Source organism: Amycolatopsis sp. cmx-4-54, from assembly GCF_046548895.1.
Lineage (GTDB): Bacteria > Actinomycetota > Actinomycetes > Mycobacteriales > Pseudonocardiaceae > Amycolatopsis.
The window spans coordinates 177,210-194,373 of sequence record NZ_JAEBEJ010000009.1; the positions used below are offsets into that span (position 1 = coordinate 177,210).

At 68.7% G+C, this 17,164-nt stretch carries 21 protein-coding genes; 5 read left to right on the forward strand and 16 right to left on the reverse strand.

What is annotated here, in order from left to right:
* Nucleotides 1–39: 39 nt before the first annotated feature.
* Entirely contained in the window at nt 40–960 is a 921-nt protein-coding gene (locus ACLJQ7_RS27995) for an MBL fold metallo-hydrolase (protein ID WP_410651137.1), read from the forward strand.
* Here the strand turns inward: ACLJQ7_RS27995 and ACLJQ7_RS28000 are convergent.
* Genes ACLJQ7_RS28000 through ACLJQ7_RS28010 form a run of 3 tightly spaced genes read right to left on the reverse strand, consistent with a single transcriptional unit; the run spans nt 936 to nt 4,448 of the window.
* Nucleotides 936–1,709, reverse strand: a complete 774-nt coding sequence (locus tag ACLJQ7_RS28000) for a hypothetical protein (RefSeq protein WP_410651138.1) — start codon at nt 1,707–1,709, stop codon at nt 936–938. The genes ACLJQ7_RS27995 and ACLJQ7_RS28000 overlap by 25 nt on opposite strands.
* Entirely contained in the window at nt 1,696–3,231 is a 1,536-nt protein-coding gene (locus ACLJQ7_RS28005; protein WP_410651139.1) for a substrate-binding domain-containing protein, read from the reverse strand. The genes ACLJQ7_RS28000 and ACLJQ7_RS28005 overlap by 14 nt, the downstream gene beginning before the upstream one ends.
* Nucleotides 3,228–4,448 (reverse strand): hypothetical protein, encoded by a 1,221-nt coding sequence (locus ACLJQ7_RS28010; protein WP_410651140.1) that lies wholly within the window; start codon nt 4,446–4,448, stop codon nt 3,228–3,230. Before ACLJQ7_RS28010 ends, ACLJQ7_RS28005 begins: the two co-directional genes overlap by 4 nt.
* 172 nt (nt 4,449–4,620) lie before the next feature.
* Here ACLJQ7_RS28010 and ACLJQ7_RS28015 point away from each other — a divergent pair, with 172 nt between their 5' ends.
* Nucleotides 4,621–6,276: a glutamate--tRNA ligase gene (locus ACLJQ7_RS28015; RefSeq protein WP_410651141.1), complete on the forward strand. Its 1,656-nt coding sequence runs from the start codon at nt 4,621–4,623 to the stop codon at nt 6,274–6,276.
* 108 nt (nt 6,277–6,384) lie between these two features.
* Here ACLJQ7_RS28015 and ACLJQ7_RS28020 read toward each other — a convergent pair whose 3' ends face one another.
* Nucleotides 6,385–7,098: a hypothetical protein gene (locus ACLJQ7_RS28020; protein ID WP_410651142.1), complete on the reverse strand. Its 714-nt coding sequence runs from the start codon at nt 7,096–7,098 to the stop codon at nt 6,385–6,387.
* 15 nt (nt 7,099–7,113) lie between these two features.
* Nucleotides 7,114–7,947 (reverse strand): hypothetical protein, encoded by an 834-nt coding sequence (locus tag ACLJQ7_RS28025; protein ID WP_410651143.1) that lies wholly within the window; start codon nt 7,945–7,947, stop codon nt 7,114–7,116.
* A 233-nt stretch (nt 7,948–8,180) separates the two neighbouring features.
* Here ACLJQ7_RS28025 and ACLJQ7_RS28030 point away from each other — a divergent pair, with 233 nt between their 5' ends.
* Nucleotides 8,181–8,405 (forward strand): hypothetical protein, encoded by a 225-nt coding sequence (locus ACLJQ7_RS28030; RefSeq protein WP_410651144.1) that lies wholly within the window; start codon nt 8,181–8,183, stop codon nt 8,403–8,405.
* 5 nt (nt 8,406–8,410) lie between these two features.
* Here ACLJQ7_RS28030 and ACLJQ7_RS28035 read toward each other — a convergent pair whose 3' ends face one another.
* The 6 genes from ACLJQ7_RS28035 to ACLJQ7_RS28060 form a co-directional block, all read right to left on the reverse strand.
* A complete protein-coding gene (locus ACLJQ7_RS28035; protein WP_410651145.1) occupies nt 8,411–8,644 on the reverse strand; it encodes a hypothetical protein in 234 nt (77 codons plus the stop codon).
* 158 nt (nt 8,645–8,802) lie between these two features.
* Complete coding sequence (locus tag ACLJQ7_RS28040) at nt 8,803–9,015, reverse strand: hypothetical protein (RefSeq protein WP_410651146.1); 213 nt, start codon at nt 9,013–9,015, stop codon at nt 8,803–8,805.
* On the reverse strand, nt 8,979–9,107 hold the full coding sequence (locus tag ACLJQ7_RS28045) for a hypothetical protein (protein ID WP_410651147.1): 129 nt from the start codon (nt 9,105–9,107) through the stop codon (nt 8,979–8,981). Before ACLJQ7_RS28045 ends, ACLJQ7_RS28040 begins: the two co-directional genes overlap by 37 nt.
* Nucleotides 9,108–9,313: 206 nt before the next feature.
* A complete protein-coding gene (locus ACLJQ7_RS28050) occupies nt 9,314–9,610 on the reverse strand; it encodes a hypothetical protein (protein WP_410651148.1) in 297 nt (98 codons plus the stop codon).
* 115 nt (nt 9,611–9,725) lie between these two features.
* Complete coding sequence (locus tag ACLJQ7_RS28055; RefSeq protein WP_410651349.1) at nt 9,726–10,304, reverse strand: hypothetical protein; 579 nt, start codon at nt 10,302–10,304, stop codon at nt 9,726–9,728.
* Between the two features lie 78 nt (nt 10,305–10,382).
* Entirely contained in the window at nt 10,383–11,030 is a 648-nt protein-coding gene (locus tag ACLJQ7_RS28060; protein ID WP_410651149.1) for a TetR/AcrR family transcriptional regulator, read from the reverse strand.
* A gap of 113 nt (nt 11,031–11,143) precedes the next feature.
* On the opposite strand from ACLJQ7_RS28060, the gene ACLJQ7_RS28065 reads away from it, so the two are divergent.
* Nucleotides 11,144–11,749, forward strand: a complete 606-nt coding sequence (locus tag ACLJQ7_RS28065) for an SRPBCC family protein (protein WP_410651150.1) — start codon at nt 11,144–11,146, stop codon at nt 11,747–11,749.
* A 26-nt stretch (nt 11,750–11,775) separates the two neighbouring features.
* Nucleotides 11,776–12,132 carry a hypothetical protein gene (locus ACLJQ7_RS28070; RefSeq protein ID WP_410651151.1) on the forward strand — a complete coding sequence of 119 codons (357 nt, stop codon included), beginning with the start codon at nt 11,776–11,778 and terminating at the stop codon, nt 12,130–12,132.
* Nucleotides 12,133–12,136: 4 nt separating this feature from the next.
* Here the strand turns inward: ACLJQ7_RS28070 and ACLJQ7_RS28075 are convergent, their stop codons facing one another.
* Genes ACLJQ7_RS28075 through ACLJQ7_RS28095 form a run of 5 tightly spaced genes read right to left on the reverse strand, consistent with a single transcriptional unit; the run spans nt 12,137 to nt 17,163 of the window.
* On the reverse strand, nt 12,137–12,967 hold the full coding sequence (locus tag ACLJQ7_RS28075) for an ECF transporter S component (protein ID WP_410651152.1): 831 nt from the start codon (nt 12,965–12,967) through the stop codon (nt 12,137–12,139).
* Nucleotides 12,964–14,559, reverse strand: coding sequence for an ABC transporter ATP-binding protein (locus tag ACLJQ7_RS28080; RefSeq protein ID WP_410651153.1), 1,596 nt, complete (start codon nt 14,557–14,559; stop codon nt 12,964–12,966). The genes ACLJQ7_RS28075 and ACLJQ7_RS28080 overlap by 4 nt, the downstream gene beginning before the upstream one ends.
* Complete coding sequence (locus ACLJQ7_RS28085) at nt 14,556–15,668, reverse strand: energy-coupling factor transporter transmembrane component T (protein WP_410651154.1); 1,113 nt, start codon at nt 15,666–15,668, stop codon at nt 14,556–14,558. Before ACLJQ7_RS28085 ends, ACLJQ7_RS28080 begins: the two co-directional genes overlap by 4 nt.
* Nucleotides 15,668–16,576: an ABC transporter substrate-binding protein gene (locus tag ACLJQ7_RS28090; protein ID WP_410651155.1), complete on the reverse strand. Its 909-nt coding sequence runs from the start codon at nt 16,574–16,576 to the stop codon at nt 15,668–15,670. The genes ACLJQ7_RS28085 and ACLJQ7_RS28090 overlap by 1 nt, the downstream gene beginning before the upstream one ends.
* Nucleotides 16,577–16,593: 17 nt before the next feature.
* Nucleotides 16,594–17,163 (reverse strand): flagellar hook-length control protein FliK, encoded by a 570-nt coding sequence (locus tag ACLJQ7_RS28095; RefSeq protein ID WP_410651350.1) that lies wholly within the window; start codon nt 17,161–17,163, stop codon nt 16,594–16,596.
* Nucleotide 17,164 lies beyond the last annotated feature (1 nt).

A 17,164-nucleotide genomic window follows, 5' to 3' on the forward strand; every position in this document is an offset into this window, starting at 1 on the left:
GTCTTGGACGGCGCGCCGAGACCGGCGCGAAGGTGGGGCATGCCCTTCGAACCCCTCGTCCACGAACCCGCCGTCGAACCCGGCCAGGCCAGGGAGATCGCTCGCGACCTCGTGGTGATCCCGAATCTCGGCGTCGACCTCGTCCCCAACATCGGGGTCATCGGCGGCTCCCACTCGGTGCTCGTCGTCGACACCGGCCTCGGCCCCCGCAACGCCGAGAAGGTGCTCGCCTTCGCCGCCGAGCACGCCCCCGGCCGCAGGCTGTACCTGACCACCACGCATTTCCACCCCGAGCACGCATTCGGCGCGCAGGTCTTCGTGGACGAGGCGACCTACCTCGTCAACAGCGCGCAGGCGGCGGATCTGGTCCACAAAGGACCGGGCTATCTCCAGATGTTCCGCGGTCTCGGCGCCCCGGTCGCACGGGCGCTGGACGGCGTCACCCTGGCCACCCCCGACGTGGTCTACGACGACGCGTACGAACTCGACCTCGGCGGACGGGTGGTGCGGATGGAGGCCACCGGACGCGCCCACAGCAAGGGCGACCAGGTGGTGACCGTGCCCGACGCGAGTGTGCTGTTCACCGGAGATCTGGTCGAGGCAGGCCAGTTCTCGATCTTCCCGTGGTTCCCGCCGCACGACACCGACGTCTCGGGCGGGCGCTGGATCGAAGTGCTGCGACGGCTGACCGCCACCGGACCGGAGCTCGTCGTCCCCGGCCACGGCGAAGTCTCCGGACGCGGGATCCTGACCGAGGTCCGCGAGTACCTCGAACTCCTGCGCGACGAGACCTGGACGCGGCGCGACTCGTCTCTTCCCGAAGACACCATCGCCGCGGAGGTCGAAGCGCTGATGATCGAACGCCACCCCGAGTGGGAAGGCCGGGACTGGATCGCGAAAGGCGTCGGGTGCTTCTGTGCCGAGACCGGGGCGGATCATTTGAAGATCGCGATGGGGTGAACGACGAGTTCACCGGTTTCGGGATCCCAGTCCTCGACCTTGCCGAGACACCGCGCCCGGAACGCACCGGCGGGCGCGGTGTCCCGCAGATCGCTGGTGACGCAGGTGAAGCGGATCCGCCTGCTTCGCGCCGGATCGTCCGGATTCCCGTACGGGGCCACGAAAACCGTCTCGGTGTCGGTCTGGGAACGTTTACGGAACAGGCCCTTCACGGAGACGAAAGCCTCGACACCCCGCAACCGGGTCTTGAGCTGCCGGGTGCTCTCGGGACCGTCGGCCCAGCCGAGTTCCTTCACCAGCGCCCGGTTGTGGACCAGCTCCTGCTTCGCCAGATCCACGTAGATGATGTCGTGGTGCTTCTCCAGCACCTTCATCACGATGCCGATCACCGTGATCGGCTCGGCCTTGCGGATGTACCGCCGGAACTCCTCGTCGGTGTCGGTGCGCTCCGATTCCCCTTTCAGCGGACCGAATCCCGCCGAGCCCCAGAACCGCCAGCCGCGGCTCTTCCGCTTCTCCACCTCCTGTTCCAGCGCCTCGTTGTAGCGATGCAACTGATACAGGCCCATCACGGATTTCGTGTGCAGATAGAAACCGATGCCCCGGATCATGCCCTGATCGCCGTCGGACCGCGCGCGGCGCCAGTGCCGCACGAAAACGACGACCGCGACGAGGAGGGCGGCCACGGTCAGCACCCAGACCGCGAGCCACAGTCCCCAGACGTCCCACCACAGATTATCGGCAGCCACGGATCTCCTTGAAGGCCTTGAGCAGGGATGTCGTGTTCGCGTCGACCATCCGGCCACCGGTGGCCGCCGCCGCGCGAGCCAGTTCGGCGGGATCGGCCTCGCCGTACCGGATGGTGTACGTGTGCACGCCGGGATCCCTCGGCGCGCGCAGGAATTCTTCGATGCCCGGCCCGGTGTTGCTCTCGCCGTCGGTCATCAGCACGATCGAGACGCTCCGGTCCGGTTCGGCACGGCGATGGGCGCCGGCCTTCGCGTAGGCCTCGCCGAGTGCCGACCAGACCGCCGTGTTGCCGTCGAATTCATCGGCGGCGATGAAGGCGCGCAGCGCGTCGAGATCCTGGGGCCCTTCGACGGTGAACTCCCTGTCCCCCAGTATCTTCCCGCCGAAACGGAGGACCGTGAGCCGCTCGCCGCGGTAGAAGCGGTCGAACCCGCCGTCCGGCCCGCCGCTCAGCCCGGCGAAGGTCGCCCGGAGCGCGGCGATCCTCTGCCCCTTCATCGAACCGGAGAAGTCCAGCACGAAGATCACGCGTCCGGGAGTGCGGCCGTCGGCGGCCGCGTAATCGTCGAGGAGTTTGTCCACGACGGCCTGTTCGTCGGGGAAGTACAGCGAGTTCCCGATGGCGGCGGGCAGCCTCGGATCCAGCCCCACCTCGCCGGTGATCGGCCGCCGGAGGGTCCTTTCCATCAGTTTCTTCTGCGTCGCCGGGCTCCTGAGCCAGGACACGAGCTTGTCGTACACCTCCCGCTTGGCCGGGTCGAGCAGCAGGACCGGGTAGTCGGACTGGACGATGCCGTCGCGCGGGTACACCAGTTCCAGCGGCGTCTTGAGCCTGCCGCTCGCGTTGAGCGAGAGCAGCGTGGACTCGTACCCGATGATCGCGTCGACGTCTTGGCGCTCGGCGAACCGCTCGGCCACCGCGGCCGACGTGTCCGCCGTGAGCGTGTGCCCGGTGCGGAAGCCCTGGAGCTTGTCGCATTCGACGTCCTGGAGACGCAACGCGGCACCGGTGCCCGCGGCGGCCGTCGCCACCCCGACGAGCGATGTGAGCCCGCTGGTCGACTTGGCCGGATCCGCCATCGCGAACCGGAAACCGCCGCCCGCCGCCGCGTCCGCCAGATCCGCCCACGAGAGCTTCCCGTCCGGTTTGCCGCGGCGCAGCTCCGCCGCCTTCACCGGGGTGATCCCGACGATCACCGGCGACACCATGGTCTTGGTCGCGAGCGGCCGTTCCCCCTTGTCGCCGGATTGCCGGAACTTGAGCTGGAAATACCGGTCGGTGGAAAGCCAGGCGAGATCGTGCGTCGCTTTCCCCGGCGTGAGGGACGTGCTCGCGTCGACCGTTCCCCGGAAATCCATTTCCAGTTCGATTCCCGTTTCCCCGCGAAGGTCGTCGAGAATGGGGCCGAGGTCGGCCAGTTCGGAACTGGCGAGCACGCGCAGTTTCACCTTCTCGCCGCCGCTCGTACAGGCGGTGACCATCAGGAGCAGGCAGCACAGGACCGCGAGCAGCCGCTTCACTGGCAGTCCCCGACCGTCTTGATCATCTCTTCCAGCACCAGGTTGTCCGGCAGCGGTGTGGTGCTGTCGTTGTCCGCCGTCTCCGGGGTCGGCACCCCCTGCCCGCGGAGGAAGTCGTACAGCCGCGCGCTCTTCGTGCTGCCCGCGGGGGTCGCGACGCCGAACCCGAGCTCCATCGCGCGGCGTTGCAGATCGGGATCGAAGGTGATCAGTTCGCCCAGCCGCTCCGCTTCCGGCTTCAGGGCGAGGAACTGCGGTTTCGTCAGGATGTTGTCCTTGGGGTACAGCAGGACCCGGTCGTGGTCGGGCTGTCCGCTCTGCGCCTTGGCCCGCAACTGCATGGCGAGGTACTGGTGCTCGTAGATGACGACGATCGGCTTGTCGCCCTCGGCGACGTTCGCGTAGGACTCCGACAGGTCGGCCGACGGGAAGCCTTGGGCCGCCACCAGCGGTTTGACCCGGTTGGCCAGCTCCTTCGCGTTCGATAGGTTCGGCGGCCCGGCCGGACGCGGGTCGACGACCGGGACCTGACGGCCGTTCTCCAGGAACGCCAGCAGGATCAGGTACGTCGCGCCCGAATTGGAATCGCAGATGTTCGAGGTCTGCGCCAGCACCCGGTTGCCGTTCGCGGCGCCGTGGTCGCGGACGCCCAGCGAATCCCAGGTCTCCCCTCGTTTCATCACCTGCATGAACTTGTCGGTGTCCAGCGTGTAGTAGAGGTCCTGCCCCGGCGGTTTCTCCGCGATCTTCCTGCCCGCCAGCGTTTCCGCGTAACGGCGGTACGTGGCGAGGACGATCGGGCTGGTGAACGGCTGCCGTGCGGTGCCCGTCCACTCGTTCGCCCTCGAGCGCCGGACGAGACCCGCGGCGGGCTCGCCCGAGAGGAACACGAAGTCGTACTGGCTGAGGTCGTGGGTGGCGATGTCCCGTGATCCCGTCCTGGTCACGTGGACCCGGATGTGGTGACGCATCAGGATTTCCTGGACCTTGGCGTCCTCGAAGAGATCCGATTTGGAGCCCATCTTGCCGCGCAGGACCAGTGTCTGCTGGAACGGCACCACGACGGTGCCGCTGACGAGCAAGGCGATCAGGCCGCTCACGGCCAGCGCGAGCGCGGGCCCGAAAGTGCGGAGAAAACGACGGCGCAGAAAGAACGCCGAGGGCTTTGGTCGGATGGTGAGCTGGGGTTCTTCACGAAGCGAGCTATCGGTGGTCACCGATTTCCTCCCCGAATGTCCGGCAAGGCCTATTTTACCGGGGCGCACCGACGAAAAAGCACGTCTCGATCCGGCTTCGGGACCCACCCTCACCAGGCCGGGAGGCCGGACGGTTAGGCTCTTCGGTGGCGAAAACCGCCATGCACCACGACGCCGGGAGATCTGAACCGCCATGCTGGACCGAGCAGTCATCGACGCCCTCTTCCCCGCCGACCTGCCCGAGCCCGAGCACTGGGAACAGCGTTACCCCGCCCGCGAGCTCCCCGAGGGGGCCCTGGTCACCCGGTTCGGTCCCTCGCCGACCGGTTTCGTCCACATCGGCGGTGTCTACGTCGCCACCATCGACCAGGACGTCGCCCGCCGCAGCGGCGGCCGCTACCTCGTCCGGGTCGAGGACACCGACCGCTCCCGCGAGGTCGAAGGCGCCATCGACCAGTTCGAGCGCGGCTTCGCCTACTTCGATCTCGCCGCCGACGAGGACATCCACCGCGGCGGCGACTACGGCCCGTACCAGCAGTCCGAGCGCGAGCGGATCTACCTGACCTACGTCCGTCAGCTGCTCCGCACCGGCCGCGCGTACCTCGACTTCGCCACCAAGGACGAGCTGGCGGCGATCACCGCCCGGCAGCAGGCGACGAAGCTGCCGACCGGTTACTACGGCTCGTGGGCCATCTGGCGCGACGCCGACCCCGCCGACGTCCAGGCCAAACTCGACGCCGGAGACCCGTACGTCGTGCGCTTCCGCGCGCCCGACGACACCGGCGCCCGCGCCCGGTTCACCGACGCCATCCGCGGCCCGCTGGAGGCCGAGGCCAACCGCAACGACGTCGTCATCCTCAAGAGCTCCGACCAGAGCCCCCGGCTGCCGACCTACCACTTCGCGCACGCCGTCGACGACCACCTCATGCGCGTCAACCTGGTCATCCGCGGCGACGAGTGGATCTCGTCGGTGCCGGTGCACCAGCAGCTGTTCGACGCGCTCGGCTTCGAGCCGCTCACGTACGCGCACATCGCTCCGCTGATGAAGCAGGAGGGCGGCAGCAAGCGCAAGCTGTCGAAGCGCAAGGACCCGGAAGCGAGCGTCGACTTCTACATCGAGTCCGGCTATCCCACCAAGGCGGTCCTCTACTACCTGCGCGGCCTCGCCAACGGCCGTCTCGCCGAGATGCCGCTCGACCAGGCGCTGGCCGAGCCGATCAAGCTCGAAGAATGCGGCGTCGCCGGCCCGCTCGTCGACCTGGTCAAACTCGACGACATCTCGGCCGACCACATCGCCACGCTGACCGGCGCCGAGATCCTCGAAGAGGTCCGCGGCTGGGCGGAGCGGTTCGACCCCGAGCTGCGGACCGTCCTCGACGCCGAGCCGGACCTCGCGCTCCGCGCGCTCGCCGTCGAGCGTGACGGCGCCGAGAACCCGCGCAAGGACCTCAAGAAGTGGAGCGAGTTCCGCGCCGTCTACGGCTTCTTCTTCCCGCAGCTGCACGCCGCCGTCGCGAGCGCCGACGACGAGCGGATCGCCGCCCTCGGCGTCGACCCCGAGGTCGTCCGGGCCGTGGCGCGGGACTTCGTCGAGAACTACCAGCAGCTCGACGACGGCCAGGAATGGTTCCAGCAGATCCGCGAGGTCGCGGCGAAGCACGGCTTCGCGAAGAACGCCAAGGAGTTCAAGAAGAATCCCGAAGGCTTCCCGGGCTCCATTCGCGAGGCTTCGCAGATCATCCGGATCGCGATCACGGGCTCGACCCGGAGCCCCGATCTCCACGCGATCACCCAGGCGCTGGGGCGCGAGGAGACGCTGGGCCGGTTCTCCGGCCTCGTCGCCGAGTGAGATCGGCCGCGGGTCGCTCCGTGGGTTATCAAGTCCGTGAAGGCCTCCTTGAGGGACTCTGGGTCCCTCAAGGAGGCCTTCACGGACCGGGCCAGGGGACCACAACACTCAAGAAGCGGGCAGGAACTGGTCGTAGAACGCCGTCTTGACCGCGACGACCGCCTCCTCCGTCTCCCGGAACCGCTCCCGTGCCTCGCTCGAGTCGATCAGCTGCACGAGCCGCAGCCCGAGCTGATCGGAATGGGTGAGCGAAAGCGGGGACGCGGCGGCGAGCGGGCGGGACTTCGCGTCGTGCACGTGGTGCGGGTAGTAGAAGACGGACTTGTCGCCGAGCACCGGGCCGATCCGGCGCCACAGTTCGCCGTACTCGACGGAGACCAGCACCTCGCCCCAGAAGCGCAGGATGGTCAGCAGTTCGACGTCGGCGTGCTTCGAGTCGCCCGCCGAGGCGATCAGCTCCATCGTGGTGTCGACGCACGCCGTCGTGGCCAGTGACCTCCGCGACCGCACCAGCGCTTCCCGGGGGACGCCCAGCGCGAGGATGTCCGCCATCAGGTCCTCGCGGTGTGAAGGCGTGCTGCCGGGCGAAGCGTTGTCCGGGTACTCCTCACGGATGATGACGCGGGCGATCCGCTGGGACTGCTCGTCGGTGAGCAGGTCGATCGCCAGGTCGTAGGCCATGGTGAAGGCCAGCGACAGGAAACGCCGCTGCAGCAGGACGGCCCGCAGGTCCTCCGGCGAGAGCTCGGTGACGCCACGCAGTGCCGGGTGATTCCGGAACCGCTCGATCAAACCGTCTTCGAACTCGTCGAGTTCGCGCATCACTACCCCTCTTGCTCAGAAACGGATCATGTCGATGCTTCGGTTCCAGTCGCCGAGGTCCACGTCGCGGCCGATGTCCCACAACGTGTCGAGCTCGCGCTGGATCTGTTCGCCGAGCACGGTGTCGTGCGTGCCCTCGATCTCGAACTGCGGTGAATCGATCGCCAGCTGGCCGTGCAGGAACATGCTGACCAGGTAGCGCCCGTCGGCCCGGTACACCGAAACCGAGGCCTGCGAGTTGAACACTCGCACCTTCAGGTTGGCCTGACGCTTCGCCAGCCGCCGGTGCAGGCGGGCGAGGGTCTCCAGGCACTCCACGATCCCCGTGCTCACGAAGGTCTTGCCCGCGCCGTCGCTCCGGTCCAGTGCCGCTTCGCGCAGCCCCACGAGCATCGAGTTCGGGTGCAGCAGCATGATGCGCACCTGGGCGCGCCGGTCGACGATCGCGGCTTCCAGTTCCTTTTCCAGGCGTTGCAGGTTGGGGATCCAGGTGTTCAGGATCGTCACCTGCTTGGCCTTCGCGATCTGCGCCGCGAACTCGTCGTCCGGAAAGCGTTTGTGCACTTCGACCACGCCGCCGTAGTGCGACCGGCGCCGGCTCGCGGCGATGGTGTCGATGTCGAGGCCGGCGAGGCGATCGCGGATGTCTTCCAGCGCGCGCAACGGGGTCAGCTCGATGAGCAGCACCACGACCACGCCGCTGACCATGATCAGCGTCAGCGTGGAGACGCCTTTCGGCGCCACATTGTCCAGCAGGCCGAGCTGTTCCGTGATCCCGACCGCGAAGCCGACCACCGCCAACCCGCCGAGACTGAGCAATTCGAGCCAGCGACGCATTTTGCGCAGCATTCACCCTCCGGGAGCCGGCGACCTTGGCTCCCATGTTCCCACGGTGGAAGAGGGTTCTGTGATCGGGGTCACCGCCTTTGGTGTGACACCATGTCTTCCGCGGAATTCACCCAAAGAATCGTATCCAGCACGGAAATCCGCGGTACGAAGGGCGCACATCACAAGGCGGGCGTGAAACGCGCGGCCGCCGAGAGACGACTTACCCGGTACGCAAGTACGGAAAGTTGTGGTCGATGAGCGCTGATCGCGTTGTCCAGCTGCGCTGGGAGTCCCGCCACGTGGCCGGCGACGGGGGCGCGGCGTTGTCCTACCCCGGAATCTCCGTCGTCCGGAGCGACCACGGCGAAATCGTCGACCGCGCTTGGATACCGGTCGGGGAAGAACCCACCTTCGCCGACGACGAGGCGTTGATCACCGCCCTGCGCGATGCCTGGCGCTGGACCAGGCCTGCCGCGTAACTCCCCTATTCGTCGCCGGCCCGGTATTCGCGCTGGTGCTCGTCATCCTGCTCGCGCGGCGGCTTTTCCGTCCAGCGCCCGTGGACGAGGTCGTTCTCCGTGTAGTCGGCCCGCCGCGAGGCCCAGCCCGGCAACATGATCTTGCGTGTCCCGCCCCGCCCTCGATCGCGCAGGTCGGCGACGACGGCGATGCCGACCACCAGCAGCAGTATTCCGAGGGTTATCCAGATTCCGACCATGTCCGCTCCCCCGCAGATCAGTCAGTTTCGCCAAGACTACCGCCGGACGACGCTCGGGCGGGTCTCATTTTTACCGGCAGCCGATCGCCGGAACGGTGCGGCGAGGTCGGCGGGACATGACGGCGACGGCGAGCCCGATCAGCACGAAGGCCGACCAGCTACCGGTTGGAACCGGTCATATTGGCCGCTGCGTAGGCGACGTACTCGGGATTCGAGCCTGCGGCGTAGGCGAAGTACAGGTCCACCGCGTACTCGGGGAGTACCGCGATGGCGAGCCCGCCGGAGATGTCCACCTGCGCGGCTTCCGCGGCCCAGGCGAGAAGGAACGAAGCCGTTACGACGGCCAGGCCGAACACCAGCAACCCGGCCACCGCACCTGGTTCGGCGCGGAGAACCGCAGGACGAGCGCGGGCAGGGTGAGCCCGGCGCGCAGGCCGACGGGCTTCAGTCGGTTGACGATCACGGACGGAGATTCCCGCCCGCGGACGGTTACCACAACCGTTTCCCTCTTCGCCGACTAAAGAAAAACAAAGATCGTCATGTCGAAGACCGGTCGTCGCCCCACCGGGCTACGGCCCGGCCTGCTCCGACGTCGCTCGCGTCCGATCACAGCACGCGGGCATGACGGCCTCCCCGGTATCCGCGGATACCGGGGAGGCCGGGGGCGGTTCAGCCCCGGGCGTTCGGGTCGATCACGCCGCCTGCCAGCCCGGTGGCGGTGTCACCGAGGGCACCGGTGGAGTCGACGACGCCCTGACCGGCCGCGGTGGCCGAGTCGACGGCGTCCTGGCCCGCGGCGGTGGCGTTCTCGGCGAGACCCTGGCCGGTCTCGGCCAGTCCGCCGGCGGACTGGGTGGCCTGGTCGGCGGCGCCGGAAAGGTCGACGCCGGTCAGTTCGCTGACCTTGTCGCCCGCGCCACCCAGCAGCTCGGCGGCCTTTTCCTTCAGCGAGTCGAACAGGCTCATCTGGGGTACTCCTCGGATCGGTCGTGCGCAGGCGGCTGAAGGTTCACCGTACAGGACAAAACGGGCACGGTGCGCGACAAGCGCCGCTCCGGACAGGTGAAAACCGAGAAAGTGTTCAGAGACAGGGCGGCCGGTAGCGATCGATCGAGAGGCCGCGGAAAGCGAGCTCGTTCGGGGTTTTGCCGACGAAGACCAGTCCTCGCGCCTCGGTCAGCGCCGAGGCGAAGGAGTAACCGGGCGTTCCCAGTTCGGGGAGCGTCGTCCAGGCTTCGGGCTTGAAACTGAAGAACTTCTTGACGGTCTTTCCGCCGGTCGACGGAACCTTCGTGAGCCACTTGTCGCCACCGCTCCACTTCGAGGCGGGACGCAGCTGGACGTAGAGATCGTCGGTCGCGCTGTAGGTCATCCAAAAACCGGCGGATTTCGAGAGATCGGCCTGCGCTTCGAACCGATTCCCCAGCCAGACGACGACCACATGCCATTCGGCGTTGAGAAACGCCACCTTGGCCGCGTAGCCGCCGCGTTCGCGGACGAGCAGGCTGCCGGTCGGCGGCACCGTGGTGCCCTCACCGGAGGCGAGCCATTGCTGCAACCGGTCGATCGACGGGGTCGCGCATTCACAGCCGTGCCCGCCGGACGCGTTCGCGACGGCACCGGGGCCGATCAGCGAGGCCAGGAACATCGACGCGATCACCGCGAGCGTACGACCGAAAGGAACCCTGGATCCTTTACGCATCCCCGGAAGTTAGCACAACGGGCGCCGGTGCCCCGCTCAGCGGGGACCGTCCTCTATGGACAGACCCGCGAGTTCGGCGGCGAACAACACACCGGGATCGAACCCCATGCCGGCGAAATGCCCGGCCAGCTCCAGGGACAGGACGCCGTGGATCCGGGTCCAGAACGTCACGGCACGACGGAGGACCGCGGAGGACACCGGCAGTCCGCCCGCCCATTCACGATGCTCCTCGACATGGCTGTCGAACGCCGTCACCCGCCCGTCGTCCGGAGCGTCCGCGTGCACCCTGAGCAGTACGGCCATGAACTCGTTCGAGATCTCCGTGGTGTCGCCGGGCGCGCGATAGCCGGGGATCGGCGTTCCGTAGACGAACAGATATCGCTGCGGATCCGCCAGCGCCCATTCCCTGATCGCGTAGGCGACTTCGGCCACGCCGCCGGACCCGGCCGCCGCCCGGACGACGTCGGCGAGGCTTCGGTAGGCGTCGCGGACGAGGTCCGTGATCAGGTCGTCGCGGCTGGGGAAGTACCGGTACAGCGCGGGCCCGCTCATGCCCACGTGTTTGGCGATCGCGTTGAGGGACAGCGCGGAGACACCCGTCGTGCCCAGTTGCTCCCACGCGTACCGCTTGATCTCGGCGCGCACCTGGGCCCGGTAACGCTCACGCGAGGTCTTGACGTCCATCGACCGCTCCTTCCGGGCTCGTTCAGTTAGAGGCTATCACTTTCCCTATTGACACTCACATCGCTGTGGTTATAGCTTCTAACTATCGCAATCGCCGCTAACAAGGAGTTCGCATGACCCTCCGCCGCACCGCCGCCCTCGCGCTTCCCCTGGCCCTCGGCCTGCTGGGTGGCGCCGTGACGCCCGCACAGGCCGCCACCACCTCCCCCGCCCCGCTTTCGTGTCAGGGCAAGACCATCGACACGAAGGCGCCGATCCACTACCGGACCGAGGCCCTGATCAAGGCGCCGCTGAGCAAGATCTGGCGGCTTCAGACCGACGTCGAACGCTGGCCGTCCTGGCAGGAGCCGGTGCTGAGCAACGAACGCCTCGACTGGGGCCCGCTCCGCAAGAACTCCCGGTTCCGCTGGACCACGCCGGCGCCGCCGACGGCCACGACTCCCGCCACCACACTGTCGATCACCTCGACCGTCCACCAGATCCAGCGCGGAAAATGCCTCCGCTGGAGCGGGCCCGCGGTCGGCGAGGGCCTCGGCATCGACAACGGGATCCACGTCTGGACCTTCACCGAGGTCAAGGGCGGCGTGCTCGTCCGTACCGAGGAGAACTGGGCGGGCGCTCAGGTGGAGGCCGACGTGCCCACCGCGACCAAATTCCTCGGCTGGGGTCTCGAAGCCTGGCTGAAGGACCTCAAGACCACCGCCGAATCCCACTGCTGACCGTATTCCGAACCCCGGAGGAACCGATGTCCACCCAGACGCTCGACCGCGAAACCACCGTCCGCCGCTTCCCGCGTTCCGTCCTCGTCTCGGCCTGGGCCGTGCCGGTCATGATCATCGGCCAGTTCGCGATGCTCGCCGTCGTCCCGGTCGCCCTCGTCCTGATCGGCACCCTGCGCGACGCCCGATTCAAGGCGCTCCGCTGGGGCGCGATCGCGCTCACGGCGGCCTACGCCACGCCCCTGGCACTCTGGGCCATCGGCCCCGAACGCGCACAGAGCCTGTCCAAGGACATGCATCCCGTCTTCGCCGCGATCATCGTGGCCGTAGGGGTGGCGTTCGCCGTGGCCTGCCACGTCCTGCCCCGGAAATCCCGCAAGTAGCCGACTAATCGCGGGGTGGGGTGAACGAAGGAAGCACCCCGAAGGAAGCCTTCCGCGAAGCCCGGCGCAACGTCGCGAGCACGGCGGGGCCCAGCACCAGGATCGCCGCCGCGTTCGTGATCGCGCGGCCCGTGTCCCAGCCCGCCGTCGAGGTCAGCAGGGTGAACACGGTGAACCGGTGCAGGTTCTCCAGCAGCGGGGCGCCGGGCACGTAGGAGATGTGCCCGGCGTGGTACGGCACTTCGGCGTCGGTGATGAACGGCCAGAACCACAGGTTCATCAGGAGCCCGAAGACGTACGCGACGAGGATCCCGTACCCCACCAGCATCGCGATCTCGGCCTTGCCGGTGACGCGGCGCGGCAGGAGTCCCGCGGCCATCCCGATCCACGCCGAGCACATCATCTGGAACGGCAGCCACGGTCCCACCCCGGCGGTCAGCAGCGCCGAGGCGAACATCGACGTGCAGCCCAGCACGAAACCGAAGCCCGGGCCGAACACCCGCCCGGCCAGCACCAGCAGGAAGAACACGGTCTCGATCCCCGCGGTCCCCGCGCCGAGTGGCCGCAGGGCGGCGTTCACCGCGGAAAGCACGCCGAGCATCGCGAGGGCCTTGGAGTCCATGCCCCCTTCGGACATTTCGGCCAGCACGATGACGATCAGGATCGGCAGGATCCCGATGAACACGAACGGCGCGTCCTGGCCGTGCTGCATCGACTGCGGCTCGACGCGGACCAGCAGCGGCCAGACGAACATCATCAGCCCCGCGAGCGACGCGAGGCCGAGCACCGTCGCCGAGCGCGGGCCGAGCCGGACCGCCGGTGCCGTCGTGGTCACGGGACCTCCTGCGGAAGCGCCGACCGGACCTGGTCCACGGTGAGCCAAGGCTCGCCGAGGATCTTCGCGATCTGCGTGGCGAACGCCGGGGAACCGCCGAGCACCTCACCGGTCGGACCGTCGGAGACGACCTCTCCCTCCGCCATCACGATCACCCGGTGCGCGATCGTCGCGACGAACTCGACGTCGTGGGTGGCCACGACGATCGCCTTGCCCTCGGCCGTCAGCGAAGCGATCATCTGCGCCAGCGCCGCCTTCGCGGTGTAGTCGAGGCCGCGGGTCGGTTCGTCCAGCAGCATGATCCGCGGGGCGGCCGAAAGCTGCACGGCGAGCACGAGCGCGAGACGCTGGCCCTCCGAGAGGTCACGCGGATGCGACGCGGGATCGATGCCCGGAGCGAGCCTGTCGAGCAGGCCCCGGCAATGCCCCGGCTCCGCACCGGATTCCGCGTCGGCGGCTTCGCATTCGGCGGCGACCGTCTGGAGGTACAGCAGGTCGCTCGCGGTCTGCGGCACCATGCCGACGAGCTCCCTGGCCGCGGCACTGCTGAGCGTCTTCGGGTCCTTGCCTTCGACGGTGACCTTGCCGCCCTGCCGGGGCCCGGAGCCCTGCACCGCCCACAGCAGCGACGACTTGCCGGAGCCGTTGCGCCCCATCATCGCCAGCACCTCGCCGGCACGCAGGGACAGATCGACCTCCCGCACCGCGACCTTTGGCCCGTACCGCACGACCACGCCGGACGCGGTCAGCAGCTCCTCGCCGACGGTGGTGCTTCGCGCGGAGGGAGCACCGAGCGTCAGCGACGAAGCGCGCCGCCGGGCGTCACGTACCGACATCGGCAGCGGGTCCCAGCCCGCCAACCGTCCCAAGTGGACGATCGGCGGCGCGATCGGCATGTCCTTCAGCACTTCCGGCGGTGTCCCGTCGACCACTCCCCCGCTGCCGGGGACATGGATCATCCGGTCCGCGAACGGGATCACGCGTTCCATCCGGTGCTCGGCCATCAGCACCGTCGTACCGAGGTCCTCCACCAGCCTGGCCAGCGTCGCGAGCACCTCCTCGGCCGCGGTCGGGTCCAGCGCCGACGTCGGTTCGTCCAGCACCAGCACCTTGGGGTGCGTGGTCAGCACCGAGCCGATGGCCACCCGCTGCTGCTGCCCGCCGGACAGCGTCCGCAGCGCGCGCCTGCGCAGTTCCGCGATGCCGAGGAGGTCGAGCGTCTCCTCCACCCGGCGTCGCATCACCTGCGGGGTCAGGCCCAGCTGTTCCATGCCGTACGCGAGCTCGTCCTCGACCGTGTCGGTGACGAAGCCCGCGAGCGGGTCCTGCCCGACGACGCCGACCAGATGCGCGAACTCGCGCGGCGGCCGGGACCGCGTCGTCACGCCGTCGACGGACACCGTGCCCTCGAGATGGCCGCCGGTGAAATGCGGGACGAGACCGTTGATCGTGCCGAGCAGCGTCGACTTGCCCGCCCCCGTCCGGCCCGCGAACAGCACGAGTTCGCCTTCACCGATGGACAGCGTCACGTCGGACAGCACCGGTTCGGCGCGGCCGTGATAGGTGAAGGAAACGTGGTCGAGTTCGATCATGAGCGGGCTTCTTCTTCTAGTGCGGCGAAAGGCGGTTCGGGGGCCGGGGTCAGGAACGCGGGCACCACGCCGAGCAGCACGCCGAGCAACGGCCCCCAGGACAGCGCCGGCCAGGACAGGCCGATCAGGGACGGGTTCATGTTCATCGGGTTCACGCTGGAGGTCACGAACAACGTCGCCGCGACCCCGATCCCGCTGACGGCGACGACGATTTCCGGCGGGTGCCAGCGATCGGGCCGGTACCGCGTGCGCCGGACCCGTTTGCCCGCCGACCAGAAGCCGATCAGCCCGATCACGACGCCCACGGAAAGCACCGGCGCGGCGAGGTAGCGGGGCGTGGAACCGTCCAAAGTGGCGTAAACGCCGACGCAGACACCGAGCAGGCCGACGATCATCAGCGTTCCCGTGATCAGCCTGGTCCGCGCCTCGACCAGCCCCGCGCGGCCGTAACCGCGCGAGTCCATCGACGCGGCCAGCTGCAGTGAGCGCGAAAGCGCGTCCTCCAGCACAGGGATGAGGATGGTGTGCAGGGCCTTCATCTTCTTCTTGCCCGAACCGCCGCGCAGTTTGCGGGCCCGCCGGACCCGCAGCACGCTTTCGGCCAGCTGCGGGAACACCGAAAGCGCGACGATCACCGCTGTGCCCACTTCGTACAACGCCGGCGGCATCGCCTTGAGCAGCCGTTTCGGGTTCGCGAGCGCGTTGGCCGCGCCGAGGCAGATCACCATCGCCGCCAGCCGCATCCCGTCGTAGAGCCCGCCCAGCAACGATTCCGCGGACACGTCACCGAAGAGGCGGATGCCCGCCGCCCATTCCGGCAGCGGGATCTCGGGCAGCCGCAGGATGATCGTGGATCCCTCGGCGCCGCCGAACACGACGCGGAAGAACACGCGGATCGCGACGATGAACGCACCGAGGTACAGGTAGAGCCGGAACGCCAGCGCCCACGGCGCCTCACCGCGCCGGGCCACGACGACGTACCCCGCGACCGCCACGATGGTCAGCAGCAGCCACGGGTTCGTCGTGCGGGTCGCCGCGACGGCGAGGCCCAGCGCCCACACCCACCACGCGGCCGGATGCAGGTCGCGCGGCAGGAAGTAGGACGTCATCAGACTCCTTGCGCGCGTTTGCGTCTGTGTGCCGCCAGGAATCCTGCCACGCACAGCGCCAGTATCGCGGCGCCCGCCGCCCAGGGCGCCCAGCCGACGGCTCCGGATTCGCGTTCGATCACCGCGTTGACGTCTTCGGCGTTCTCGCCGCCGGTGAACGCGATGTTCGACGACGGGTCCTGCGCCTTCGGCCGTGCCGAGGCACTCGGACGCCGTTTGGGCGGCGGTAGCGCACCGGAACCCGGACCCGCGGCAGGGGCTTCGCCCGCGCCCGGTTCCGCACCGGCCGTCGGCCGCGGACCGCCGGCCTGACCGCTCCCCGGCTGCGGCCGCTGTTGCTCGCCGGGATCGCCGGTGGCAGGCTTGGCCTCTTCGCGCGACACGCACGGCTGGCCCTCGGTACCCGGCCGCACGGCGGAAACCCGCGGGGCCGGGTTGCTCTGAGCGGTGGCGTTCAAGGAGAACGACCAGCCCTCGAATCCGCCAGGGGTGAAGTCCCGGTTCTTGAGCCCCCACTGGCTGTAGTCCCACGCGCAGTTGTTCGAGGCGTGCCAGTAGGACCAGTAGGCCTGCGAGGGAGGCGTGTCGACACACTGCTCGCGGTACTTCTCGCGGCCGCTGACCGGGATGTCCTCGGCCGCGGAAGGACGATTCTCGATCCGGCACACGAACGACTCGCCCCAGCGCTGCACCCCGGCGAGCTGGAAACCGGCGCCCTTGAGCGCGTCCAGCCCGGTGCCGCGCGTGGTCTGGGGATTGCAGCGGACGATGGCCGTGCCGCCGAGTTGCCGGAAGTCCACCACCACGGTGACCCCGGTGGCGTCCTTGCAGAACCCGGGATATCCCTTGCTCTGGTCGACGGCGTGCGCGGACGGTGCCGTGGCGGCGATCAGGACGACCGCCGCCACCGCGGGAAGAACCCTCCTCACGGGATGGCCGGGTTCCTCGGCGTGACACCGGGCGGCGGGTTGGTCGTCGCCGACTTGTTCAGGGAGAACGACCAGCCCTCGAATCCGCCGGAGGTCACGTTCCGGTTGACGGCGCCGGAGGTGCTGTAGGTCCAGGTCGAGCCGGAACCGTTCGCGTGCCAGTAACCCCAGTACGCGCCGGCGGGCGGGGTGGTGACGCACGCCTCCTTGTAGTTCGGGTTGGCCGACAGCGGAAGGGTCTCCGTCGCGGACGGGCGGCCTTCCACGCGGCAGACGAAAGCGAGGCCCCAGCGTGCGGTGCCGGTGACCGCGATCCCGGCGTCCTGCAAGGCCTTGATACCCGTGCGGGCGGTGCCCGGCGCGGCGTTGGGCGAGCAGCGGGTGATCGTCGGCGCGGCGGTCCCGCCGTTGCCGTCCAGTTCCTGGAAGTCGACGACGACGGTGACCCCGGTGAGCGCGTCGGCGCCGGTGCAGATCCCGGCGTAGCCCTTGGTGGTGTCGACCGCGTTCGCGGGCGCGGCGGAAAGCCCGATCAGTCCGATGAGGACGGACGTCACGGCCAGCATT

Bases quoted from the DNA above. Each gene is read 5' to 3' on its own strand.
- ACLJQ7_RS28060 (WP_410651149.1), bottom strand. From the start codon at position 11,030: ATGGACGTCAAGACCTCGCGTGAGCGTTACCGGGCCCAGGTGCGCGCC.
- ACLJQ7_RS28070 (WP_410651151.1), top strand. From the start codon at position 11,776: ATGTCCACCCAGACGCTCGACCGCGAAACCACCGTCCGCCGCTTCCCG.
- ACLJQ7_RS28065 (WP_410651150.1), top strand. From the start codon at position 11,144: ATGACCCTCCGCCGCACCGCCGCCCTCGCGCTTCCCCTGGCCCTCGGC.
- ACLJQ7_RS28015 (WP_410651141.1), top strand. From the start codon at position 4,621: ATGCTGGACCGAGCAGTCATCGACGCCCTCTTCCCCGCCGACCTGCCC.
- ACLJQ7_RS28085 (WP_410651154.1), bottom strand. From the start codon at position 15,668: ATGACGTCCTACTTCCTGCCGCGCGACCTGCATCCGGCCGCGTGGTGG.
- ACLJQ7_RS28050 (WP_410651148.1), bottom strand. From the start codon at position 9,610: ATGAGCCTGTTCGACTCGCTGAAGGAAAAGGCCGCCGAGCTGCTGGGT.
- ACLJQ7_RS28025 (WP_410651143.1), bottom strand. From the start codon at position 7,947: ATGCTGCGCAAAATGCGTCGCTGGCTCGAATTGCTCAGTCTCGGCGGG.
- ACLJQ7_RS28095 (WP_410651350.1), bottom strand. From the start codon at position 17,163: ATGCTGGCCGTGACGTCCGTCCTCATCGGACTGATCGGGCTTTCCGCC.
- ACLJQ7_RS28080 (WP_410651153.1), bottom strand. From the start codon at position 14,559: ATGATCGAACTCGACCACGTTTCCTTCACCTATCACGGCCGCGCCGAA.
- ACLJQ7_RS28035 (WP_410651145.1), bottom strand. From the start codon at position 8,644: ATGGTCGGAATCTGGATAACCCTCGGAATACTGCTGCTGGTGGTCGGC.
- ACLJQ7_RS27995 (WP_410651137.1), top strand. From the start codon at position 40: ATGCCCTTCGAACCCCTCGTCCACGAACCCGCCGTCGAACCCGGCCAG.
- ACLJQ7_RS28020 (WP_410651142.1), bottom strand. From the start codon at position 7,098: ATGCGCGAACTCGACGAGTTCGAAGACGGTTTGATCGAGCGGTTCCGG.
- ACLJQ7_RS28030 (WP_410651144.1), top strand. From the start codon at position 8,181: ATGAGCGCTGATCGCGTTGTCCAGCTGCGCTGGGAGTCCCGCCACGTG.